General features: G+C 45.0%; 23 protein-coding genes. 6 read left to right on the top strand and 17 right to left on the bottom strand.

Annotation, left to right across the window (positions count from 1 at the left end; all coding sequences use genetic code 11):
- Window positions 1-26: 26 nt before the first annotated feature.
- The 5 genes from NFI80_RS24880 to NFI80_RS24860 all read right to left on the bottom strand — a co-directional run bounded on the left by NFI80_RS24880 (window position 27) and on the right by NFI80_RS24860 (window position 7114).
- Window positions 27-3251, bottom strand: a complete 3225-nt coding sequence (locus NFI80_RS24880) for a hypothetical protein (protein ID WP_235164180.1) — start codon at window positions 3249-3251, stop codon at window positions 27-29.
- 16 nt (window positions 3252-3267) lie between these two features.
- Window positions 3268-4338 carry an NAD(P)/FAD-dependent oxidoreductase gene (locus NFI80_RS24875; protein ID WP_235164179.1) on the bottom strand — a complete coding sequence of 357 codons (1071 nt, stop codon included), beginning with the start codon at window positions 4336-4338 and terminating at the stop codon, window positions 3268-3270.
- A 1-nt stretch (window position 4339) separates the two neighbouring features.
- On the bottom strand, window positions 4340-5047 hold the full coding sequence (gene cmk, locus NFI80_RS24870; protein ID WP_026631641.1) for a (d)CMP kinase: 708 nt from the start codon (window positions 5045-5047) through the stop codon (window positions 4340-4342).
- 98 nt (window positions 5048-5145) lie between these two features.
- Entirely contained in the window at window positions 5146-5733 is a 588-nt protein-coding gene (locus NFI80_RS24865) for a LutC/YkgG family protein (RefSeq protein ID WP_235164178.1), read from the bottom strand.
- 4 nt (window positions 5734-5737) lie between these two features.
- Window positions 5738-7114: a lactate utilization protein B gene (locus tag NFI80_RS24860; protein WP_235164177.1), complete on the bottom strand. Its 1377-nt coding sequence runs from the start codon at window positions 7112-7114 to the stop codon at window positions 5738-5740.
- 242 nt (window positions 7115-7356) lie between these two features.
- Here NFI80_RS24860 and NFI80_RS24855 point away from each other — a divergent pair, with 242 nt between their 5' ends.
- Complete coding sequence (locus NFI80_RS24855; protein ID WP_233796946.1) at window positions 7357-7749, top strand: T9SS type A sorting domain-containing protein; 393 nt, start codon at window positions 7357-7359, stop codon at window positions 7747-7749.
- Window positions 7750-7842: 93 nt separating this feature from the next.
- Here the strand turns inward: NFI80_RS24855 and NFI80_RS24850 are convergent, their stop codons facing one another.
- The 7 genes from NFI80_RS24850 to NFI80_RS24820 all read right to left on the bottom strand — a co-directional run bounded on the left by NFI80_RS24850 (window position 7843) and on the right by NFI80_RS24820 (window position 14623).
- Window positions 7843-8619: a (Fe-S)-binding protein gene (locus tag NFI80_RS24850; protein ID WP_235164176.1), complete on the bottom strand. Its 777-nt coding sequence runs from the start codon at window positions 8617-8619 to the stop codon at window positions 7843-7845.
- A gap of 2 nt (window positions 8620-8621) precedes the next feature.
- Window positions 8622-9404 carry an endonuclease/exonuclease/phosphatase family protein gene (locus tag NFI80_RS24845; RefSeq protein WP_235164175.1) on the bottom strand — a complete coding sequence of 261 codons (783 nt, stop codon included), beginning with the start codon at window positions 9402-9404 and terminating at the stop codon, window positions 8622-8624.
- A 42-nt stretch (window positions 9405-9446) separates the two neighbouring features.
- Window positions 9447-9779, bottom strand: a complete 333-nt coding sequence (locus NFI80_RS24840; RefSeq protein WP_235164174.1) for an L-rhamnose mutarotase — start codon at window positions 9777-9779, stop codon at window positions 9447-9449.
- Between the two features lie 3 nt (window positions 9780-9782).
- Window positions 9783-10613 carry an amidohydrolase family protein gene (locus NFI80_RS24835; RefSeq protein WP_235164173.1) on the bottom strand — a complete coding sequence of 277 codons (831 nt, stop codon included), beginning with the start codon at window positions 10611-10613 and terminating at the stop codon, window positions 9783-9785.
- Window position 10614: 1 nt separating this feature from the next.
- Window positions 10615-11478 carry a fumarylacetoacetate hydrolase family protein gene (locus NFI80_RS24830; RefSeq protein WP_235164172.1) on the bottom strand — a complete coding sequence of 288 codons (864 nt, stop codon included), beginning with the start codon at window positions 11476-11478 and terminating at the stop codon, window positions 10615-10617.
- A gap of 84 nt (window positions 11479-11562) precedes the next feature.
- Window positions 11563-12336, bottom strand: coding sequence for an SDR family NAD(P)-dependent oxidoreductase (locus NFI80_RS24825; protein ID WP_235164171.1), 774 nt, complete (start codon window positions 12334-12336; stop codon window positions 11563-11565).
- Window positions 12337-12970: 634 nt separating this feature from the next.
- Window positions 12971-14623 carry a UxaA family hydrolase gene (locus tag NFI80_RS24820; RefSeq protein WP_235164170.1) on the bottom strand — a complete coding sequence of 551 codons (1653 nt, stop codon included), beginning with the start codon at window positions 14621-14623 and terminating at the stop codon, window positions 12971-12973.
- A gap of 157 nt (window positions 14624-14780) precedes the next feature.
- On the opposite strand from NFI80_RS24820, the gene NFI80_RS24815 reads away from it, so the two are divergent.
- From NFI80_RS24815 to NFI80_RS24800, 4 genes are all read left to right on the top strand, one after another.
- Window positions 14781-15683, top strand: a complete 903-nt coding sequence (locus NFI80_RS24815) for an AraC family transcriptional regulator (RefSeq protein ID WP_235164169.1) — start codon at window positions 14781-14783, stop codon at window positions 15681-15683.
- On the top strand, window positions 15680-17311 hold the full coding sequence (gene ade / locus NFI80_RS24810; RefSeq protein ID WP_235164168.1) for an adenine deaminase: 1632 nt from the start codon (window positions 15680-15682) through the stop codon (window positions 17309-17311). The genes NFI80_RS24815 and ade overlap by 4 nt, the downstream gene beginning before the upstream one ends.
- A gap of 162 nt (window positions 17312-17473) precedes the next feature.
- A complete protein-coding gene (locus NFI80_RS24805; protein WP_026631654.1) occupies window positions 17474-18055 on the top strand; it encodes an RNA polymerase sigma factor in 582 nt (193 codons plus the stop codon).
- A gap of 103 nt (window positions 18056-18158) precedes the next feature.
- The gene (locus NFI80_RS24800; RefSeq protein WP_233796955.1) at window positions 18159-19430 is read left to right on the top strand and encodes a replication-associated recombination protein A; all 1272 of its coding nucleotides are present in this window, start codon (window positions 18159-18161) and stop codon (window positions 19428-19430) included.
- On the opposite strand, the gene NFI80_RS24795 is transcribed toward NFI80_RS24800, so the two are convergent.
- Window positions 19424-19606, bottom strand: coding sequence for a hypothetical protein (locus tag NFI80_RS24795; protein WP_235159504.1), 183 nt, complete (start codon window positions 19604-19606; stop codon window positions 19424-19426). The two genes, NFI80_RS24800 and NFI80_RS24795, sit on opposite strands and share 7 nt — an antisense overlap.
- Window positions 19607-19743: 137 nt before the next feature.
- Here NFI80_RS24795 and NFI80_RS24790 point away from each other — a divergent pair, with 137 nt between their 5' ends.
- Window positions 19744-20292 carry a YfbU family protein gene (locus NFI80_RS24790; protein ID WP_235164167.1) on the top strand — a complete coding sequence of 183 codons (549 nt, stop codon included), beginning with the start codon at window positions 19744-19746 and terminating at the stop codon, window positions 20290-20292.
- A gap of 299 nt (window positions 20293-20591) precedes the next feature.
- Here the strand turns inward: NFI80_RS24790 and NFI80_RS24785 are convergent, their stop codons facing one another.
- From NFI80_RS24785 to NFI80_RS24770, 4 genes are all read right to left on the bottom strand, one after another.
- Window positions 20592-20786 (bottom strand): hypothetical protein, encoded by a 195-nt coding sequence (locus NFI80_RS24785; protein WP_233796958.1) that lies wholly within the window; start codon window positions 20784-20786, stop codon window positions 20592-20594.
- Window positions 20787-20951: 165 nt separating this feature from the next.
- Window positions 20952-21320 (bottom strand): hypothetical protein, encoded by a 369-nt coding sequence (locus NFI80_RS24780; RefSeq protein WP_235159501.1) that lies wholly within the window; start codon window positions 21318-21320, stop codon window positions 20952-20954.
- A 106-nt stretch (window positions 21321-21426) separates the two neighbouring features.
- Window positions 21427-21927, bottom strand: a complete 501-nt coding sequence (locus NFI80_RS24775; RefSeq protein ID WP_235159500.1) for a hypothetical protein — start codon at window positions 21925-21927, stop codon at window positions 21427-21429.
- Between the two features lie 173 nt (window positions 21928-22100).
- Window positions 22101-24110, bottom strand: a complete 2010-nt coding sequence (locus tag NFI80_RS24770) for a T9SS type A sorting domain-containing protein (protein ID WP_235164166.1) — start codon at window positions 24108-24110, stop codon at window positions 22101-22103.
- Window positions 24111-24113: the final 3 nt, after the last annotated feature.

The following is a 24113-nucleotide window of genomic DNA, read 5'->3' as shown; positions in this document are numbered from 1 at the left end:
ATTTAAAATTTATACTGATTCTTTAATTAAAAATCATAGCCTAATGTCACGTAAGGAACGGCCTTATTTGTATAACCGTTGTCGACACCCCAGGCGTAATCAAACTTAGCATAGAAGCCGAATAACGTCGTTCTGGCGCCTACTCCATAACCCATTAAATACGGATTTTTGAAGTTGGTAACCGTTGCACGGAAAGGATCTTCCTCGCTTCCAATGATTTGCGTATTCAAACTGTTGTTTTCGCTGAATGGCCCCTTACCCGTCCATGCAGTTCCGATATCGCCAAAACCGACGATCTGGAAGTTGCGGAGGAAGCTGGAAGTGATCGCACCGCGATAAAGATATTTCACCAATGGTATTCTCAATTCGGCATTCAACAACATATAGCTTGTTCCGGATAATCGGTTCAGCTTAAAGCCTCGCAAATTGGTGGCGAAATCTGCGAAGAAAATGTCGCGGTTGTCTTTTTGGAAATCGAGCGGGTTGTCACCGGTGCGTACTTCCTTCTTGTTTCCGATCCAGTTTTCCATCCCACCCAGAATGTTCTGTTTTGGGGCCTTACCACCCGAATGACTCGCCGAAGCACGAACCGCCAGGATCAGGTCGCGGTGGATTTTTTGGTAATGACGAAAATCGAGGCTTACGCGATTGAAACTTTCATTGCCATTCGACAAGCCTTGTTGCAGGTCATAACGGATCTTGAAGCGCGTTCCTTCCATCATATTCATACCGTTTACACGCGTGTTATCAAACACATATTCACTCCGCAAACCACCATAGTTCGATGCCAGATCAGGATTTGGCAGCAAATACACATCGATCATACGTGTAGAGCTGAACATCGGGGAAAGCGAGAAGCGGCTTGTCGTCGAAAATGGATAGGATGCCGTAAACATCAGCTGGTTAAACCGGTATTTCTGCGGCGCTCCCTCAGAATCAACGTAAAGGCTCTTTCTATCTATACGCAGCCCAAAATCAATGCGGTAAGTATTGTTATTATATTCTGCAAAAAGATCGCTGTTGCGGAAATTCGAGGAAATGAAAAGTCCTGCTTTAATGACATGGTTTTCAAGCAGATCATTCATCGAAATGGACTGAGCGTAACCAAATCCCCTGATCGGGTCGATGCGCCAGTCGGAATTGGCGTCATTAGTAATGAATAATCCTTTGTAAGGATATGGCCCTTTGATAGCAATGTTCTCCCTTGTCGCTTTCGACCTCGACAATGTGCTTGGCGATGTCGGGAATGTTCCCCGGCGCTGTTTTGATTCGAAAGCTTTCAGAACGTCCTCGTCAAATTCGTAATTATCCGTATCCACTTCGCCTTCTTTCAGAGCGATTTTAGGCGTTCCCGCAGGTTTTGCCTGCTGTGCCGAATCTGCTTTCTGGGCCGTTGTTGTACCAGCAGCTGATGTTCCAGCCGGGGCAGCAGCCGCAGCACCATTGGTCAATGCCGGTGTGTTTACCGTTGCATTGATATCAAAACCATTTTTGAAAGCCGCTGTGTAATAACCGTCGTTCAAATAAGTGTAAGCCAATCCTCCACCCGACTTGGTTGTCAAATCCGCATTTCTGATGCCTTGAATGTAGTTGGTGAGCTGGGAATTTGTATTGCTTGCACGGTTAAATTTAAAAAGGTTGCTTACGCCTTTCTCATTCGAAATGTATACAATGTCATTTTCGTCCGCGTAAACCGGCAATATCTTGGTTTTTCCGTCCGCCTGAACGAGTTTCAGCAGATTGTCCGACTTGGGCGTTCCATCATGCTCGAAAATCGTAAACGAGCCCGAAATTGATTTGTAATTTCCCTTATCGCCGGTTCCCAGCGAATCCACCGACCGGTTGGAAGAGAAAACCACCCTACGCGACGATCCTTGCACGAAACGTGGGGAAAGATCATCGTAAAGATCACTTGTTAATGGCAATGCAGAAGCCCGCGCAACGCTGATCAGATAAAGGTCATTTTGTCCGCCCTTATCCGCACTTACGGCAAGCATTGTTCCGTCATGCGAAACATCCATATCCACAATCTGATCCAGACCACGAATATTGCGTTTCAGCTTCACCTTGACCTTTTTCGTGCCCAGGTTTTCATACTGATAAAAATTCTTGCGGTCATTTTCAGTAGCCAGGATCGATAACACGTTATTCCGGGACCAGCCTAAAAGCGGTGGCTGCGTTTTCACCCTTCCGCCTATGAAATCAAGCTTGCCCTGACGAACGATTTTCTTGCTACCGGTCTCACTATCAAACAAATAAACCCTGTAACGACCATTCTTGATCTCACTAACGGCCGTAAATTTCTTATCCGGAGACACCTTAATTACGGCGCTTGCATCGGAAACGCCGAATTCATTCAGCTTATATTTCCAGGTTGGAGCCGGATCAGCGTAAAACTGCTCGGCGTTTTTGTTTTGGTTTAAATAATATGCTTTCCAATCACGTAGAAAACGGTTGTAAGACTGGATCCCCAAAGTGCTGGTAATGCTGGTTTGCTCGGTTCTGATAATGCGGGTAAGGTTCAGGATATCTGAAATCTTGTCTTTTCCGTAGCGTTCAGCAATGTAATTCCAGATGGAGTGACCGATCAGTGTAGCGTCATTGCCAGTCATTAATGTCGGCTTACGCACATTGCGGTTTTTGAAAAAATCACGCATGTAATCATTCAATTCCGGCGACCAGCCCTCTGCAATGTATGCCGCAGTTCCTGACATGAACCATTCTGGCAGCGTCAGCAGTAATGAACTTTGCAGCGCTTCCTTCATATTTCCGCCATAAAGCATGTCGTAAACAAACAATAGGCTAATGTCTTTTACCAGTTTCTGGCGAAATGTAACCTGGTTTCCAGTGTATGCAACTTCCACCCGTGACTGGGAAAGATCCAGTTTCTGCTCATTAAGGTTATCCAATGTAGACAGCCCCATGTTGCTCTGTTCCAACTCGGCAGGAGAATTGTAAAGAAAGATTTTTACACGGCTGTAAGGAGTCCAGCCCAGGATATCGGTGATCTTATCAAATTCACTTTCAGCATATTGCGCAGTCAGCTTGGCAAGCGCAGTTCCGCCCTGGTAATGATAGATTTCGAAATTGGTTGTTCTGAATATTTTCCAGTTAAAGGTCTTGTACTGAACCCTGTTCTTTCCAAATGTTTCCTGGGAGGGGTAGCGTTGCGCTACTGATTCGGTAAATAATCCTAAAACCGCTAAAAGACCGACCGAAAAGGTTAACTTGTATATAGATTTTATGCTCATAGTGCTAAGGCTGACTTCAACGGAAATATAACGAAAAATACCGCTGAATATTAACTAGCGGATTCAATTCTTTACCGTTTTCCAAATGTTGGGCGAGCTCATTTGCAAAAAATGGCGCCAGCGTAACACCCTTCGTGCCTAATCCATTGAAAATAGCAACATTATGGTATGCAGGATGCACGCCGATCAACGGCCTGCGATCCCTTACAGACGGTCTGATGCCCGCCACTTCCGAGCGAATTTGATACGGTATTTTCAGCAGCGCAGTTAGCTTTTCTTTCAGTTCAGCAGTGGCTTCTTCTGTGGGCTCCCAATCCAGCGGATCCCAGGAATAAGTGGCTCCTACCCGGCTCACTTTGTCAGCCACCGGAAACATGAAAATTCCCTGGTTCACAATGTAATCTTGCAAGGGAACTTCCGTTTCAATTTCCAGGATTTGCCCTTTTACCGGCGTAAAAGGAAGCCAGTTGAAAAAGTCGTTTTCCAAAGCCTTGAATCCCTGACATAAAACCAGCTTTCCAAATGTCTTGTCTTTCCAAACAATCCCATCCGTTGAAACAGACAACGCATTGATATCGAACGCTTCATCAACAAGCATTCCGTATTCCAGAAAATAATTTTTGCTTTGGTCCAATAACACAGGCAGGTCGATCCAGCCAGACCGGATCACTTCTAAACCACCATAACCGGCATGGATGTAATCGGATAAATCGGCGGAATCTCCGTCCTGCTTTATATAGGAAGCGATTTTCGGATCGGCTGTCTGGGCGAGATAAGTGTTTTGTTCGGCTATAGAGCGGAATGGTCGATAAATAGGTGCGGGATGCACAAATTTCTCACCAAATATTGCTTCAAGATAACCGTAGAAGCCCTTCGCATAGGGAAAGAGGTCGTCCGCGAGCCAGGTTTTTACCAGCTTTTTACCGGTTAAAGGATTAAATATCCCCGCCGCTACTTTTGAGGAAGAAGGTGCTTGCGAATCGTTTACTATTAAGATCTTTTTACCAAGATCCAACAAATGCATGGCCAGCGAAGTACCCGCAATGCCTTGTCCAACAATCAGATAGTCATAATCGTGCTCTTCCATATCAGGCCCGGCTCGCTCTCCGGCGAAGTGACAGCCCGATCTGCTCATCGGCCAGCCTGACAACCATTTCAACCTGCTCGTCCAGCGTCATCAGGGAATTATCAATGTAAACAGCATCTGCTGCTTGCCTCAGCGGACTTTCTGCACGGGTAGTATCAATGTGATCGCGCATTCTCAAATTTTCGGCAATTTCCGGCAGTCCTATCAGCTCTCCTTTTTCTAGTAATTCAAGTTGCCTTCTTTGCGCGCGGATCAGCGGATCAGCGGTCATGAAAATCTTTAATTCCGCTTGCGGAAAAACAACGGTCCCGATGTCCCGGCCATCCATAACAATACCTTTGGTTTTGCCCATGCGCTGTTGCTGCGCCACCAAAGCATGCCTTACTTCCGCGATCGCACTCACATCGCTTACCTTTTCGGAAACATACATTTTGCGGATTTCATCTTCGACATTGAGCCCGTTCAGGTAAGTGTCGTTACGCCCCAGTTCGGCATGCCTGCGGAAGGAAATGTGAATGTTGCTCAGCGCTGTTTCAGTTTCTTTGGGATTGGTAAGGCTGACGTGATTTTGTATAAAATACAGTGTAACAGCCCGATACATAGCACCGGTGTCGATATAGGGATAGTTCAGCTGCTTTGCAACCAGTTTCGCAGTTGTGCTTTTGCCACAACTGGAATAGCCATCAATCGCAACAATTATTTTGGGCATATGGATGAATCTTGTATTTGCAAAAATAGAAGAAAGAATGGGCGGGAAGCCGTTTTTACGCAATTTTTTCCTCCGGTTGCTACATTATCCACTGCATATCAGGCTTCTTCCAGCAGAAAGATAACCAAACTTCTCGCGCCATGTGCACCTATGACGAGCGATTGCTCAATGTCAGCCGTTTTGGAAGGTCCGGAAATAAAACAACCCCAACCCGTGGTCTCGGTCAGGCGCTCATATGCGTCGTGCATGTTGTTCACAATCGCTTTTCGTGGAATAACAAAGGCCAGATTTTGCGTGATAAAAGGCAAAGCACGATGCGGCAAATGCGCGTCCGAAATCCAGATCGCACCGTTTTCAGCCACACCAAATTCCGCTTGCAGGATTGCAATTTCAATCAACTCCAATGCGTGCGGGTCCGGGTTATTGAGACTAAAATCGGCCCAGTTGCTCAATGCTGGAATGGTGGTTGCACGGTTCGCAACGGAAGCGTAAAGCTCGTCGGCCTTCCGTGCAAGCTCCGCTAAATCCTTCACCACGATTACTTCGGTGTAAATTGCGGTGAGCGTTTCTATAAACTTCTCTTCTGTATTTTCATATAAACTGTCAAAACGCGTGGTTTCCGGAAACGGCGTTTCGGCTGGCTTATTCAGTTTTATTTGCTGCAATATTTTTTCCCGTGAGGTCATTGTATTATTCTTTTCGATTTCGGATATACCAGTCGCGGAAACTTTCCTTAGGCGGCTCGGGCATTTCGCGTTGTTTGAACCAGGGATTCATTCCATTATTCACTACAAAAGGGATTGTACGCATCAGGGAGCGCCCTAATCTGCCCGACCATTGATAAAACCTCGGCTGAGACAAAACCACAGACATGGCCTTAATGCCCAGTTCCTTCGCTTGCGGCACATGCCCGCCTTTTACCAAAACCTGCCGCCATTTATAGAGCTGATCATGAATGTCAATTTTAACAGGGCAAACATTGGAACAGCTGCCGCATAATGTGCTTGCAAAAGGCAGATCCGCATTCTTGGTCATATCCAGATTTGGCGCGAGGATCGATCCGATCGGGCCTGCAACGGCATTGTGGTAACTGTGCCCGCCGCTTCTGCGGTAAACCGGACAAGTGTTCATACACGCGCCGCAGCGAATGCATTTGAGTGAATTTCTGAAATCGGCGCGTCCTAATTGAGTCGTGCGGCCATTATCGACAATGATAATGTGCATTTCCTGACCTTCTCGTGGTTTTTTGAAATGGCTGCTGTAAGTGGTGATGGGCTGGCCGGTTGCACTTCTTGCCAAAAGCCTCAGAAAAACGGCGAGGTCTTTTTGTTTCGGGATTATTTTTTCAAAACCCATGCTGGCGATATGAATGTCGGCCAGATGTGCGCCCATATCTGCATTTCCTTCATTGGTGGAAACCACAAAACCGCCGGTTTCGGCGATGGCGAAGTTTACGCCCGTTAATGCTGCTCTTCTGGTCAAAAACTTGTCGCGCAAATGTTGCCGGGCAGCTTCTGTTAGATATTGCGGATCCGTGGCGCCGGCTTCTGTTCCTAAATGCTCGTGGAAAAGGTCGCCGATGTCTTTCTTTTTCAAATGTATTGCGGGAAGCACAATGTGGCTCGGCGGCTCATTCCTTAGCTGCACAATCCGCTCGCCCAGGTCCGTGTCGATGACCTCAATCCCGCTCTTAGACAAAAACTCGTTCATATGACATTCCTCGGTCAGCATGGACTTGCTTTTTACCATCTTGTCGATATTATTTTGCTTCAAAAGATTGAGGACGATCTCGTTATGCTCCGCAGCGTCAGCGGCCCAGTGAATGTGGATGCCGTTTTCTTTCGCCTTTTGTTCAAAAGCAATGAGCAGCTCATCCATATGCGACAGGACATAATTCTTAATGCCCGACGCCGTTTCCCGCAATTGCTCCCATTCCGGCAATAATTTCGAGGATTTATCCCTTTTCTGGCGCACAAACCAGAGCGTCTCATCATGCCAATCTACATAGGGCTCGTCCTTATTAAAGGTCTCCGAAGCCACCGAATGCTCAATTATCGCCTTAGACATAATTTGCTTAACAATTTGATAATGGTATTTTATAAAGAATAAGAATTGTACTTTTCACATTCATTGCACTATTCCAAGTTTGCTATTTGTTTAATAAACAACTTTTTACTTAACCCAAAAAAGCTATTTTATTGTAATGCAATATCTTATACTTTTGAATCACAAAGTTATTCGATCAGGGCATCGGAGTTTGAAACAAGTTTAGTTTAACTTTTTTTAGACACAATTAAATTTTCACTCTTATGAAAACTAAAAACACGCTTCTCATCGCAGCCTTGACTGGCTTGCTTTTATCAGGTTCAGCATTGACAGTTCATGCACAAACCGCCATCGCAACTGAAAAAACGGAAACAGTTTCTAACAAACTGACTGTTCTTCAGATCAAACCAATGCAATTCCGCGTTTCATATAATAATCCAGTTTCTAAAAATGTAGCAGTTCGCATTTTGGATACTGATAACAATGTTCTTTTTTCAGAAAACAGACGCGTTGACAACAGCTATTTGAAATATTTCGACTTATCGACTTTGATGGATGGAACTTACACATTCGAAATCACGGACGGTAAAGAGAAGGCTACACAATCGTTTGATATTCTGACTACAACGAGCCGCGTTGTTTCTTCTATCAACTAACAACAAAGCGCTTCTCAGATTCTGTGCCTCTTTGGCAAGCCTGCAAACCCTCCTTTGCGACGCGCCACCCATAAACTTTGTAAATGCCGGTTCCTATGCGGGGATCGGCATTTGTTTTTTTACGGCGTTGTTCAGAATCTCTGCGATATGCTTCACCTGCACATTGCTTTTGCTTCTTTTCAAAATTCCTTCCAAATGCAAAAGACAGCTCATATCTGACCCCGTAATGTATTCGGCATGATGGCGAATGTGGTCTGAAACGCGGTCTTTACCCATTTTCACAGAAACAGCTTCTTCACTCACGCAAAAAGTCCCGCCAAAACCACAGCATTCATCCGGCCTGTCCAGGTCAACCAATTCCAATCCTCTGACATTTTTCAACAGTGAAACCGGTTTGGAAAACGGCGCTGCATTCAACTCCGACATTTGTGATAAATGCAGCCCACGCTGGCCGTGACAACCCTGGTGCAAGCCCACGCGGTGCGGAAATTCTGCTTCGATAAAATCAACTTTTAAAATATCGACGATAAACTCCACCAGCTCGTACACTTTCTTACGCAACACCTTGGACTCATCCGGTTTGTTTTCCACCTTCAAATGATCCTTAATGTGCAGCACGCAGCTTCCGGACGGTGACACAACATAATCACAATCAGCGAATTGATTATAAAATAACCTGTCGCAATCCTTTGTCAAATGTTCGAAACCTGAGTTGGCCATTGGCTGCCCGCAGCACGTCTGGCTCAACGGGAATGTTACATTACAGCCCAGTTTTTCAAGCAGTTCGAGCGTTGCTATACCCACCTGCGGATAAAACTGATCGACATAACAGGGGATAAACAATCCGATTTTCAAATCCGAGTGATTCATTTTTACCAAAATTCAATGGTGGCAAGTATGGGGTAGTGGTCCGAAACCAGCGGGTAATTCCTGATTACCTTGTAATTTCTTATCCTTACTTTATTATTCAGCAAAGCAAAAATATAGTCGAGCCGGTCGCCGGGCAGTCCCTCGTTCCAGGTTTCCAGCTGTGAACCCTGCGCGGCATCCTGCCAGTTTTTCCGGAAAGAAAAATAAGGCTGTTCATTCGGTCGCGCACCCATATCCATGCCTAAAAGCACAGGCTGGATGCTGTTGACGAGCATTTGATTAATATAGGCTGCCTGCAAAGCCCTGTCCATAACCGAGGCGTACTCTAACCGTGCATTACAAAACCGGAATGTGAGTCCTCTCGCTGGTTTTACCAATCCACACAACAGCACTTTGGGATCCGCGCCTGCTGTTTTCGGCAGGTCAATGGTTTGTGTTTTTTCAAATTCCCAGGTCGACAAAATTCCTACGCCCTGCGAGCCGTTTTCAGACTTGTCCGCAACACCATATAAATAATGCATCCCCGTCTGAACGGCAATTTGCCGGAGCTGAAACTGCACTTTCCCATCACCAACCAGGCTATCAACCGCTTGCAGGGCGATCAGGTCCGGCTTATGCTCCTTGATAATTTTTAAGATATCCCTCAGGTTCGATTCCTCGCTCCGGTTCAGCCCATGGCGGATGTTAAAGCTCATCACTTTGATTTCCACAGGCTTGCGCGGCCGGGAAGAAAACAATGTGCAAGACAAACTGGCAATTAGTAACAGATAAATTAATTTACTCAAACCATTCAGAACGCTAAGTCACCAATCTTTCCTTCTTCTTTTTTATTTGAGGGCAAATATTTTATCCATTAACACCCATTTTTCGCCTGGTTTGGCGGATGGAAGGGCTTTTTGATACTTCCACATGAGCTGTTCCCATTCCTGGACCTGCGCATTGGCGGCGTCCATCCGGGCTTTATTTTCAAAACTAAAATCGTCTTCCGTTTCCATGATCATGAAAAGGCGCTCCCCGATCCGGTAAATCTCCATTTGGGTGATCCCGGCATCCAGGATGCTTTTTTCAATTTCAGGCCTGGCTTTTTTGTGATATTGTTCATACTCGGCAATCATCACCGGATCATTCACCATATCCACCGCAAGACAGTATTTTTTCATAAATCAAACATCAAGACTATAAAATTCCACTGCATTTTTACCCATCACTTTCTGCAATTCCGAATCTGAAAACATGCTCAGATAGTCGGTCAAAATGCCCTTTGCACCCTCATACTCAGCTGCAACGAGGCAGACCGGCCAGTCGGAACCATAGATTAATCTGTCCGTTCCGAATGCTTCGAAAACAACATCCAGGTAAGGCCGGAAATCTGCTTTTTCCCAGTTTTTCCAATCGGCTTCGGTAACTATTCCGGACACTTTACAGCTTACATTGGAAAGTTCTGCGAGCTCGAGAATATCCGTTGCCCAGGGCTGCATTTCGCCGTTTTTGATCAAGGGTTTGGCAATGTGGTCCAGCACAAAATGCACATTAGGCAGCTTAACCGCGAAATTGAATGCTTCTTTCAATTGATCCTGACGGATCAGAATGTCATAGGTAAAATCAAAAGCAACCAACTGACCAACGCCCTTAATGAATGCAGGTTGCAGCATAAATCCTTCCGCCTCACCTTGCACCACGTGCCTGAAACCCCTTAGCTTCTCAAATTGCGAATACTTTTCAAGCTGATCATATAAATCTTCCGCCTGCAAATCGACCCAACCCACCACGCCTTTAATAAAATCATTAGCCTCAGCAAGCTGCAACAGAAATTCCGTTTCCGACCTGGACTGCGACGCCTGCACAGCCACGCAGCCATCCACGCGATTTTCTTTTAAGACCGGTCTCAGGTCTTCGGGCAGAAAGTTCTTGCGGATTGCCTGCATCTCGGGCGTGATCCATGCATCGCGTTCCGCGTCAAAAATCCAGAAATGCTGGTGTGCGTCGATAACCATATTATAGTGGCTTCCAGGCGATTGCTTCCTGTTTTTGCGAACCTAATTTTTCAATCCCGAGCTCAACAACGTCACCTGCTTTCAGGTAAACCTGTGGCTTCATGCCCAGGCCCACGCCTGCTGGTGTTCCGGTTGTGATCATATCGCCCGGCAGCAATGTCATGAACTGGCTCAGGTAACTGATCAGGAACGGAACCTGGAAAATCATGTCCGAGGTGCTGCTATCCTGTATTTTTTTACCGTTTAATGTCAGCCAGAGTTCGAGGTCATTTGCATTGCCCACCTCGTCAGCCGTCACCAGGTAAGGCCCCAATGGTGCGAATGTGTCATTGCTTTTTCCCTTCACCCATTGTCCGCCACGCTCCATTTGGAACGCACGTTCTGAATAGTCGTTGTGGACTGCGTAACCCGCTACATAGCTTAGTGCATCTGCTTCTTCTACATAACTGGCTCTCTTGCCAATGATCACAGCCAGCTCTACTTCCCAGTCCGTTTTTTCCGAATTTCTTGGGATAATCACCTGATCATTAGGCCCGCACAATGCAGAAGTGGATTTAAAAAATACGATCGGTTCCTTTGGCAATTCTGTCGCACCGGATTCGTAAGCGTGCTTGGCGTAGTTCATGCCTATGCACACAATTTTAGACGGGCGAGCTACGCAAGAACCGTAACGGAAACCTTCCACAACTTCCTGGCAGCCTGACTGATTGGCACTTAGCCATTCTGTTAGGCGAGTTAAGCCGTCGGTTGCAAAAAATTTCTCATTGTAATCTTCACCAAATGCAGACACATCTAGTTTCTTACCATCGGGAAGTTCCACACCCGGTTTCTCCTGCTCAAAAGCACCAAATCGAAAAAGTTTCATAAGTTTTATACGGCTTGCAGCGGTTTGCTTTACGCCTTTTTTAATTATTTCTCAATGTTTCAAAAGCCTGTCAATAACAGTCGCTTAATTATTCAGCTTCTCAAATCCACCGTCAATCAGATAGTCGCAGCCCGTGATAAAACCGGCCTCGTCTGAGCAGAGATACAATGCCATTGCACCGATTTCCTCGGGCTTGGCCATTCTGCCAATAGGCTGCGTTTTGGAAAGTTTTTCGAACATTTCGTCTTCTTTGCCAGGATAATTTTTGGAAATAAATCCATCCACAAAAGGCGTGTGCACGCGCGCCGGCGAAATGCTGTTGCAGCGAATGCCATCCGCCAGATAGTCCCGGGCAACCGACAATGTCATGGAATAAACCGCCCCTTTGGCCGTAGAGTAAGCAAACCGGTCCGGAATGCCGACCGTGGCTGCGATAGATGCCATGTTCAGAATCACCCCGCCGCCATTGGCTTTCAAATGCGGAATAGTCGCCATGAGGCAATTGTAAACACCTTTCACATTTACATTAATAACGCGGTCAAAATCAATTTCAGCCGTGTTATCCGCCTTTCCTACATGCGCAATGCCGGCATTGTTAACCAGAATGTTGATCTTGTGATTGGTCGCAATGGCGTTGATCACATTCACCACGTCGGCTTGTTTGGAGATATCGATGGCGTGTGCTTCCGCCTGACCGCCATCTGCAATGATCTGGTTTACAACCTGGTTGGCCAGATCAAAATTCAGTTCAAGAATATGGACAAATGCGCCCTGTTTCGCAAAAGTTTGAGAGATCGCCAGGCCAATGCCGCTCGCCCCCCCGGTTACCAATGCTGTTTTTCCGCTTAAATCAAACATGAAATTTTGAGTGTTATTGAAACAAAAGGGCCTTTCCAGCGGCCTATACTTGCATTATTTCTTCTGATCTGAATTTTTCATCTATTTTAAATTAATCTCAAATATATTTTAATGGATCTCAAATCTATTTCAATTAATCTCAATCTATTTTAATTAATCAAATCTATGTCACTTAATCTCTATCTATTTTAATTAATCTTAATCTATGTCAATCAATCTCAATCTATTTTACTCAATCTATTGTAATCAATCTCAAATTTATTTTCAATCTCAAATCTATTTCAATTATCTCAAAGATCCCCGGGTTGAAACCCGGGGCAAATGATTTTGTTGATTATAGAGTCTGTTTTAAATTCTTATCAGTCAGCACTGCCTTGGGGCAAATGAATTTGTTGATAAGAGCCTGTTTTAAATTCCCATCAATCAGCATTGCCCCAGTGCAAATGATTTTATTGATTATAAAGTCCTTCTAAATTCTCATCAATCAGCATTGCCCCCGGGCAAATGATGTTGTTGATTAGAGAGCCTTTCTAAATTCCCATCAATCAGCATTGCCCCGGGTTTCAACCCGGGGACCAAATGAGAGCATTTAATTATTTTCAATCTTTGATTCTATCATTCAATTAAGAAAAATTTAGAGAGAGACGCCTCTTTTCCAGGGGATGAAATCATCCTGGCCTAGTTGCTGTGCTTTGGTCAATTCTCCGCTTGCTACTCGGATGACATATTCTAGCAATGCTTCGGCGTTTTGTTCCAGGCTTTGCGTGCCGTCAACAACCGGTCCGCAATCAAAATCGATGACGTCGGGCATGCGGTTGGCTAAGGTGGTGTTGGTTGCGACTTTGGCAACGGGGCAGATCGGGTTGCCGGTGGGCGTTCCTAATCCGGTTGTAAAAAGGATGATGTTGGCGCCTGCGGCTGTTTGCCCGGTGGTTGCTTCTACATCATTGCCTGGTGTGCACACGAGTTGCAAGCCTGATTCCGTGGCTCTTTCGGTGTAGTTTAAAACATCCGAAATATATGCATTACCGCCTTTGCGGGCTGCTCCGGCTGATTTTATGGCGTCTGTAATGAGTCCGTCTTTGATATTTCCGGGTGATGGATTGAATGCGAATGCGGAACCGACTGCTTCTGCCTTGCCAGCGTAGTCACGCATGAGTTTTTCAAATTTGGCGGCCTTCTCTTCGGTCACACAACGATTAATAAGCTCTTGCTCAACGCCATTGAGTTCGGGAAACTCTGCTAATAATGTCTGTCCGCCTAAGCCGACAACGATATCCGAAAGATGTCCTAAAACGGGGTTCGCAGAAATGCCTGAAAATCCATCTGAACCGCCGCATTTAAGGCCAACGGAAAGTTTAGACAAAGGCGCATCGCTTCTTTCGAACTCATTGATCTTGGTAACACCCATGAATGTCTCCTTAATTGCACCCGACATTAAAGAATATTCTGTGCCTTTCTGATGCTCGAATGCGAAGAACGGTTTATTGAAATTCGGATCGCGTTTTTTGATCTCGTCTTCCAATGTCTTCAACTCCGAATTCTGACAACCCAGGCTTAAAACTGTAATGCCGGCCACATTAGGGTGAACTGCATAGGAAGCAAAAAGAGCACAAAGCGTGTTGGCGTCCGTTCTTGTGCCGCCACAGCCGCCTTCGTGGGTCAGGAATTTGATTCCGTCCACATTCTGGAACGGGCGTTCCGGTTTCTTTCTAACAGGCTCGCGCTCGGTGAATGCTTCCATACTTTTAATGGTGCGCAAGTCGCCGCTTTGATATAAATGCAGGAAATCCCTGACGTGCTCTCTATAAATATCGGTTTGCGCATAACCCAGCTCGCGCTCGAACGCATCCTTCATAATCAGCACATTGCGGTTTTCGCAAAATACCAATGGCACTACGAGCCAATAATTATATGTGCCTACGCGGCCGTCTTCACGGTGATATCCTTTGAATGTTCTGTTCTGCCATTTCGAAACATCCGGCTGAATGTAAGAATAAGGCTGCCGGTTGGCCGTGCTGTAATCCTGGGAATCGTGTTTAAGATTGAACGTTGTGATGGGCTCGCCCTTGCGGATGGGCTGCGATGCGCGTCCTACGAGCACGCCATACATGATGATAGCGCCACCGGTTTCAATGTCCTCCGTCACAAATTTATGCTTGGCAGAAACGCCGTAAGGCAGCGAATAATGACTGCCTGCCCAGGCCACGTCGGCGTTCACGGGCAAGTCCCGCAATGCAACGATCACATTATCAGAAGGATGTATTTTTAAAAGCTGTGACGCCATAGTCAGTTTCAAATTGGTTTTATTTCGCCGGGTATTTTAAATAGAATTTATCAACAAATGAACTGAAATATTTCAATACATTGATTCGCAATACTAGCAAAGTTTTCAACTATATTGGCATATATTTCCTCTTAATAGAATCTTTTTGTAATTATTTGTGAAACCGCAATTACTAAAAGTCCCCAAGGGCCTGCAAAAATCGTTCAGTATCCGCCGCGATGTAGTCCTCTACTTTTACAACCGCTGGCATTACCATCCTGAGCTCGAACTGATCCACATTGAGCAGGGATCGGGCACGCAGTTTGTGGGTGACAACATTCAGAATTTCCAGAGTGGCGACCTCCTTTTGATCGGCCCTAACCTCCCCCATTACTGGCGCTGCGACGAGAAATATTTTCAGCGCGAAAGTCAGCTATATGCACAAGCCACCGTCGTGCATTTTTCACTGGACTTGTTCGGTAATGCATTTTTGGAATTGCCTGAAAACAAGGCCATCCGTGAATTACTGCTCAAAGCAAAGTTTGGAATGAAACTATTGGGAGAAGAGACCGAAAATGTGAAGAAACTTTTGCAGGATTTATTGGATCAAAAAAGCGGGAATGCAGTGATTTCACTTTTGCAAATCCTTGAAAACCTCGCACATTGCTCAGAAAAAAAGACATTGTCCAACACACACTATCACGAAGAATACGATCAATACGATACGGACCGGATCAACCAGATCTATCAATATTCGATCAGTAATTTCCAAAAGAAGATTTCGATCGAAGAGATTTCGGAGATTGCAAACATTAGCCCCCATTCGTTTTGCCGGTATTTCAAAAGCCGCAGCCGCAAGACTTACTCGCAGTTTTTGCTGGAACTAAGGATCGGGCATGCCTGCAAATTGCTTTCTGAAACCAAGCTGCCTGTTGCGCAGATCTGCTATGAAAGCGGTTTCAACAATTTTGCCAATTTCAATAAATATTTCAAAATCCACACCGGCAAGAGTCCTTTGGCTTACCAAAAGGAATTTCGAAAAATTGCCGTTCACCTGCCTAACCTGGAAGTCGCATTATGAAAATCAACCTGGTCAATATTTTTGAAAAAACCATTTCCGAGGCAGAACTGCGCAGCGCCGATGGGATCATTAAGGAAATCGACATTACCGGACCTGAAAACCCGTCTTTGCCTTACGCGCTGCCCGGCTTCACGGACGCGCACGTACATATAGAGAGCTCCATGCTAACGCCCGCACAATTTGCCCGCCTCGCGGTTGTGCACGGGACGGTCGCCACAGTTTCGGACCCGCATGAAATCGGGAATGTGCTCGGCATAGCAGGCGTGGAATTCATGATCGAAGATGGCAAGCGTGTGCCGTTTAAATTCTGCTTCGGGGCGCCCTCGTGTGTTCCCGCGACGGTTTTTGAAACGGCCGGGGCTGTGATTGATGCGGAACAGGTTGGCCAGTTACTGGCGAAGGACGACATTGGTTATCTGGCCGAAGTCATGAATTTTCCGGGCGTGATCAACGAAGATCCGGATATGATGGCGAAGATCAACTGGGCCAAACATTATAGTAAGGTTGTCGACGGCCATGCGCCTGGCCTGCGCGGGGAAGCGGCGCGCAAATATGCATCGCATGGCATAACCACTGATCATGAATGCTTTACCTATGACGAAGCCCGAGAAAAAATTGATTACGGCGTCAAAATACTGATCCGGGAAGGCAGCGCTGCCCGGAATTTCGGGGCATTAATTCCGCTGATCGATGAGTTTCCTGAACTGGTCATGTTCTGTTCGGATGACAAGCATCCGGATAACCTAGTGGCGGGCCACATTAATGTGCTGGTAAAGAGGGCATTGTCGCTGGGTTATGACATTTGGAACATTCTGCAGGCGGCCTGCATCAATCCTGTGTTGCATTATAGTTTGAATGTTGGTTTGCTGAGATTAAATGATCCGGCCGATTTTATTTTGGTTAATAACCTGAGTGATTTTAATGTAAAGGAAACCTGGATTGATGGGGCGCTTGTGGCCAAAGATTCAGTTTCAATGATTCCGGATCTGCGAAGCGCGCATCCCAACAGGTTTGTGTGCGCCCCAAAGACAGCGCCTGATTTTGTTTTAAAAAATGAAAAAAATTCTGAATCCCAAATAAGGGTCATCGAAGCATTAGAGGGTCAACTGATTACGAATGAAATCATTGCGAATGCAAAAGTACAGGGTGATGCAATTGTGGCTGATCCGGACAACGATATCCTGAAAGTCACCGTGATCAACCGCTATGAAAACGCGCTTCCGTCCATCGCATTTATTAAAAATTTCGGGTTGAAAAAAGGCGCTATCGCTTCGTCTGTTGCGCATGATTCACACAACATTATCTGTGTCGGTTGCGACGATGAAAGTATAGCCATGGCCGTGAATATGATCATTGAAGCGAAAGGTGGAATTTCGGCGGCAGGGAATGGAAAAACGCAGTTAATCGCGTTGCCGATTGCAGGAATTATGACGGATTCGGATGGCTATGAAGTGGCGGCGGCTTACACATTGCTCGACAATTTTGTGAAGGAAGAATTGATGTCGTCGCTCCAATCTCCATTCATGACGCTGTCATTTATGGCGCTGCTCGTGATACCACGTTTGAAATTGAGCGATAAAGGCCTTTTTGATGGTGAAAACTTCAATTTTGTTCCGGTAAGTCTCTAAACGGTGACATATTTAACGAAATAGTAACATTAACCTTTGAAATAGAATTTTCTGACGAAAATATTTTTTAAATACGTTTTTTTATAAATATATTTACAAGTGTAATAATGACCCTTATTACAAATATCAATTCCTAACCCCAATCAAAATCCTTTCCAAACAATGGCTCACCTACGCTACAAGCAAGAAGAAGAACTCTGTTTTTGGGATCAGTTCAGAAAAGGCGATGAAAATGCTTATGCATGCCTGTACCGCTCTTACGTTCACATTTTGTATCAGTATTGCTCACAGTTTACGATTGACAAACCACTGATTAAGGACTGCATTCACGACTTATTTGTTGAACTCTGGAAAAACCGAATGACGCTGGGTGACACCACTTCCGTTCGGTTTTATCTTATGGCGTCAATTAAAAGAAAGTTGGTTCGCCATTTGAACGCACAGCAGAAGCATACAAGCAACGAGGATATTCCGGTAGAATACTGGCACATCAACACGCCTTCTCATGAAAATCACCTGATTTCCGAAGAAGAATTTGAATCAACCAATCAGCATTTAAACGTAGCGATCAACGGGCTCCCACGCCGCCAGCGGGAAGCCATCTTTTTAAAATTTTACATGAATTTGAATAACCACGAAATCGCAGACCTGATGAAAATCAACATTCAGTCTGTTTATAACCTGGTTTTTGGTGCATTAGGCAACCTTAAAAAGCAAATGACGCTGGACAGACTGACCTTCTGACATTTCTTTATAAAATTATCATTGCAAAAAGCGTGGCGAACTAAGCCACGCTTTTTTTGTTAAATATTTACGATCATTAACAAACTGAAATAATACCATTTGAATGTCGCTGAACTCCACGCCATTAGCTGAACGCCTGCGCCCGAGAACCCTGGATGATTTTGTTGGCCAGGAAAAACTATTAGGCCCGAACGGCCCGTTGCGCAGGGCTATTTTGCAAAATACCATCCCTTCGATGATTTTCTGGGGACCACCCGGCGTCGGAAAAACAACATTGGCATTACTCATTGCCGAAACCACCAAAAGACAATTTTACAACCTCAGCGCCATCAGTTCGGGGGTTAAGGATTTGCGCGAAGTGCTGGCAAGGCCATCCGGCTTGTTCCCGGCGATTTTGTTCATTGACGAGATTCACCGTTACAACAAAAGCCAGCAGGATGCATTGCTGGGTGCGGTGGAAAAAGGACAGGTAACATTGATCGGTGCGACGACTGAAAATCCTTCATTCGAGATCAACTCAGCTCTTTTATCGCGGAGCCAGATTTACATCCTGGAAGCATTTGGTGAAAAAGAATTGAAGCAACTGATCGAAAGGGCGCTTACCAAAGATCAGTTTTTAAAGAATAAGAATGTCACTTTCGAGTCGTATGACGCGCTGATGCGCCTTTCGGGCGGGGACGGTCGCAAGCTGCTCAATCTCCTGGAATTGGTGATTCTTGGAAAAGGCGAGGAAAAAGACATTGTCATTACCGACGAATGGGTGACCGAAGTGGCGCAGCAGAACATTGCGCGTTACGACAAATCGGGCGAGCAACATTATGATATCATTTCTGCTTTTATCAAATCATTAAGAGGAAGCGACCCGAACGGCGCAGTTTACTGGATGGCACGCATGATCGTGGCCGGTGAAGATCCGTCTTTTATCGCCCGACGAATGCTCATTATGGCTTCCGAGGACATTGGAAATGCAAACCCAACTGCCATGATCATGGCCAATGCGTGCATGCAGGCCGTGAATGTGATCGGCTATCCCGAATGCCGCATAATCCTCTCACAAGTAGCGATTTACCTTGCCACTTCTCCCAAAAGCAATGCCAGTTACATGGCCATTGGCGACGCCATCGAGCTCGCTAAAAACACGGCCCATTTACCGGTTCCGCTGCACTTGCGCAATGCGCCGACCAAACTTATGAAGCAGATCGGTTATGGCAAAGAATACAAATATTCACACGAATTTGAAGGGAATTTCGCCAAGCAGAACTTCATGCCGGATGAGCTGAAAGGCAGGAAAGTGTTCGAGCCGGGACTGAATGCGAGGGAAGAAGAGATCCGCAAAAAATTGCAGCACTGGTGGGGCGACTGGTACGGTTACTGATCTTTGCTTTTAAGCTTTTCCTCAAATTTAGAAAATGACAAATCAGGAACTTTGTCCGTCTTTAAGGGCTTGTTCCATTCTTTTGTCAGCTTTTTCGCCATTTTTTCCAGATTTTCATCTGACTCTTTCACGCGGACAGCATTGTTTTCGTCAGAAATCGGTTTGATCTTTTTCATAAGCTCAGAGCAAAAAGCAATACTAAAATGACAGATTGTTTAAATTACGCAAAGATGGTTTTGATAGATCAAATATCAGAAACATTGCCAAACTTTATAAGCAAATATTAACCTAAATGACCCTAAATGATTCAAAAATGACCAACAACACTACTATTCCGGAAAGTATCCCATTGATTGAGCGCCAGTTACTGATCAATCAGTGCAAGATACTTTCAATTATTTGCGATGAAAAGGAAAGGGAGATTAATGAAAAACGAATTGAGATCCTCGAAAAAGGTTATACGGGCTTGTATCCGAAAGTGTTCAACTCATTATATGAAGAGGTGCCTATCAGCGTATATGATGAAATATCAAGCATTATGAAAATGTATGGGCGCATCAATGAGTCCATTAAAATGTTGTCAAATGAGGAGAAAGAATTGCTGGATCTTGCAAAAATCGAGTTCGAAGGTTTTGACGAAGACAGCGGCATGCATTATTATATGATGTCTTACCTGGTAGACCGGATGGACGAGCACGGAGAATATAAGGGCCGACAGCTCAAATCACACAATAGTTCATGTATGATCAAATATAACAAGATGCTTTCTGTGTATTCGGAGCTCGCAAACACGGCGGATAGTCACTTTGCACTATCTGACTTACAGCGGTTTATAGAGAGCGTTTTAGATACGAATGAGTAATTTGCGTCGCGTTAGAGACGCAATTGTAGTTCAAAACCTTGATTGAGTATGCTTTATTTAATGTGGTAATTATAAAAACATATTTCTGCGTTAAAAAATAATGTTTTAAGTAAAGATTTCGTTAAATTTGTGTTGATAACCAGGCAACTGATTATCAAATAACGTTGAGTAAAATCAGACATCCCGGATACCCTGTATTTGGGATGTTTTTTTGTACCCTATCGCCAAAAAAAATGCACAGCCGGGCTGTGCATAGGGTATATAGTGTCGAGTATGAATGTCTTATATTGGGAAATTGATCAATGCCATTCCACCTTCCTTAGCCTGGCTGCATTGCGTTTGATAAACATATGCTCGTCTACCATATAACGATCATGGCCTGGCGATTTCTTCAACTGGGTGATCAGCCATACGGCACAAAATGTTGCGCCTATCAGTATAGCAATAAAAAGATATGGTCCGATTGCGTATATACTTTGAAGTAGCTGAGTCATAATTTCCAGTTGTTAGTCAGGTTTCTGATATCTTGACTGAAAATAAAAAATAATCGTACCAGAACTTCGTAATTGCCCTCCTGCGTTTAGTCGGGTGTATTTTAGCAAACTTGTAGAATTGCAGGCAGTTAAGTGGTGAAAAGTGTGGAATATCAGCCGCTACTTTCAGCGTTTCAGTACGTTTTCCTCTTTTAGATAACCGAGATATTCTCGGAACTCATAGCCTGTCATTTCAGAGATCTGCTTTGAAAAGAGCTTGTGTTTTTTGTCAGGTTCCAGTTGCGACAGAGCGTCGGAAATGAGGAATGTTAGGATGGGATTCCATCGGTTCAGGGTGTCTTCGAATTTGATTTCCGGGTCGCTTAATTCTTTGCTAATAAAATGCAGCCCCTTGTCTTCGGCCAGCAATCTGAGGACTTGCAGATATACCTGCTGGTTCTCGTCATACTCAGGCTTCTTGCCGATACCTTCATATTGAAATAGAAAATCCTGGATCTTGTAGAGATCCTGCATCGTAGAAGAATGGTCAGTCATGATTTTAATGTTAGCAAAGCGTTGATACTTACTAACAATTAAAATCATGCCTTATTTGGAGTAATAGAAACCGCCCTGCTATTGCTGAAAATTGCCGGAAAAACTTTCAGATGACGGCGTTCACCACTTTTGTATCGCAGCCCACAACGGAATTGTTGACATAGCCCACGCTTATCCCCGAAACTTTCGTAGCCTTTTTGGAAGGCAGCGGCGTCTTGATGGTTACGATCTTGGAGGTGATCACTGCCTGTGTGTCGGACAGATATTTGAATTCTACCTCAATATTTTTGATGGCCGTAGGCGAGTTGTTTTCGATCACCATGCTGTGAATTGCGATCCCACCTACCGAATGCCATTCGTTTTCGAGGATTTTAATTTTGCCGATCAGCTTTTCCTTGTTTTGTGAACCCACTGCATTAAGCGAGTCTGCCTGGCTGATAACTTCTGTTTTGGATTTAACAACCGGCTTTTCTTTGAGGAAATCAAATTGCTTGTAATAGTAGAGGATGTAAATGAATGCGCAAACGGGAACTATGGCGCTGACCCATTTTAATAAAGGAATAAAGAACTTCTTGAACTTGGCTTTTTTGCCTCTTCTTCCTGCCATATATGTTGTGTTAACGTGTACTTAACTTTTTTGTGGTGCTGTTATACGCAAATATACCGATCCGCGGCTGCAATTTTGTTCATGTCGTTTTTTTTTGACAAGATAGTAGCACAAACAAAAACAAACCGCTGGTTTTGAGCCAGCGGTTTGTATGTGTATCGTGTTGAACAGGACTATTGTCTTACAAATCTGTGCGTAGCAATCGTGCCATTGTTATGGATAATTTGCACCACATATGAGCCTGAGCTTAAATTTCTTGTGCTGATACCCGTGCTTAATGCATTTGATGCTTCGAACACCGTTTTGCCAAGTGCATTTACAACTTTCACCTGCTTGATATCAGACCAGTCGGTCAGATTAAGGTTGATGTTTTCAGCATTGCGAACCGGGTTTGGATACAGGAACGCTGCGCTTGCAAATGAAACGTTTTCGATGTGGCTGTAAGCAAAAGTTTCGTCCAGATCAACCATTTTCAATCTGTAAAGGTTTTGGCCGTTCAAAGGTTTTGCATCCTGGAAAGAGTAGAATTGCTGGGTCACGCTTTCATGATTTGATTTCACAGAACCGATTTTATCCCATTTCTTACCATTTGCGCTGCGCTCAATGTCAAAGCGATCACTGTTCGTCTCCGAAGCAGTAGACCACGACAAGGATGCAGTTGTGCCTTCACTTGCTGCCTTGAAGCTTACCAATGTCACCGGCAGAACAGATTCAATTATAATTTTAAAAGTGGTAACCGCAGTTTGTCCAAAAGCATTTGTTGCTTCAACATCGAAGAAATAAACACCTGTCTGACTCTCATTAGCGCCTCCTGATAGACGTCCTTCCAATGATAGCGTGATTGTATTGGGCAGCGTACCAGCAGCTGTCCTTCCATTGACTGACGTAACATTGCTAAGTCTATATGTGTAGTCAGTAAATCCTCCGCACTCAATATCAAAACCAGGCTGGGCCGGGAACTGAGGATAAGCTGCATCGAAAGAGAAGGCATCTGCACCTGAAAGATCAACCGAGATCACGTCATCCGTATCGTATACGCCCAGGTCCCCCCCTGTAAATGTGATGGGTGTGCGCGCGCTAAGTTCGTGAATGTTGATACTGTTGAGCACATTAGCAACCCCTTCAACGATAATCTCGATGCCGTCGAAAGCTGTCCCGGGATTGAACGCTACTGTTGCGGGATTCGAACCGTTAAAATCAATCAATCTTAAACCTAACAGAAGGCTTTCGAGTGTGCGGACCGTACCCACTCTTGTATTGCCCAATCTTGCCTGTATCCTAATGTCGGACAATAAAGTAACGTCGGCCAATAAACCTATTTTGGAAAGCGTAGCGACTATTTCTGTGCCCGAAGGGACTGTCTTTGTCAAGCGAATCACCTGAGAGATTTCAGCAAGCGCACTTACTTCTGCGGCTTTCAATACCGAATATGTGGCCGCGTTACCGTCTATTGCCCTTTCCGGATTAACCAGCGCATTTGTAAGCGTTACACTAACACCTTCTACTTCCGCGGCAGCATTGGTAAAACTTGGTACAGATTCACATGGCGTAAAAGTAGTGGTTGTATAAGCAACAGCATGATCAATGTCTATTGTCGCATTGCCAATTGCCACATTCGCTATCTTCTCAAAATCGTATGTTACACTAACCCTCGTGTACGCATTAGTAGGCTTAACTGCCAGGAACAATGCTCCCGAAGGATCTCTCACCAATTTCGAAGTTGTTGCTCCACCGTCGGACGTTGCAGACAGCGCATTCGTATTCAGGAGGCCTAGTAGCCCTACCAGCTGGTCAAGATCAAGACCAATTATAGAAGTTTCAATATCCGTGATCCTCACATATGTTGTAACGCCTGCTGCTATGCCAGGATTGAAATTCAAGTTCAGCGTTCCCTTACTGGAGACCGCAATAGTAACTTCAAGTGGAGGAATCCCAGTAGTAACAGTCAAACCCTGTACCCTCATTCTGGCTACACCTCCGCCGGGTCCGCCAGCTGCATTTTCCGGAGTCGTACCTGTGGCGACCGCGGGGAGCTCGTTGCCCGCCGTAAATGTTGCACTACTCGCATATTGCTGTGCAAATGCACCCTGCGCAAGCAGCGAGAAAATCATGATGAGACCTAACCCTGAACGTGAACCTTTCGTGGCCAGTTTTCTAATTAGTTGACGGATAGAAATTTTCATAGT

It is taken from the genome of Dyadobacter chenhuakuii (genome assembly GCF_023821985.2).
GTDB lineage: Bacteria > Bacteroidota > Bacteroidia > Cytophagales > Spirosomataceae > Dyadobacter > Dyadobacter chenhuakuii.
The sequence above is the reverse complement of the archived record's forward strand: the minus strand, read 5'-3'. Positions and strand labels throughout refer to the sequence as shown.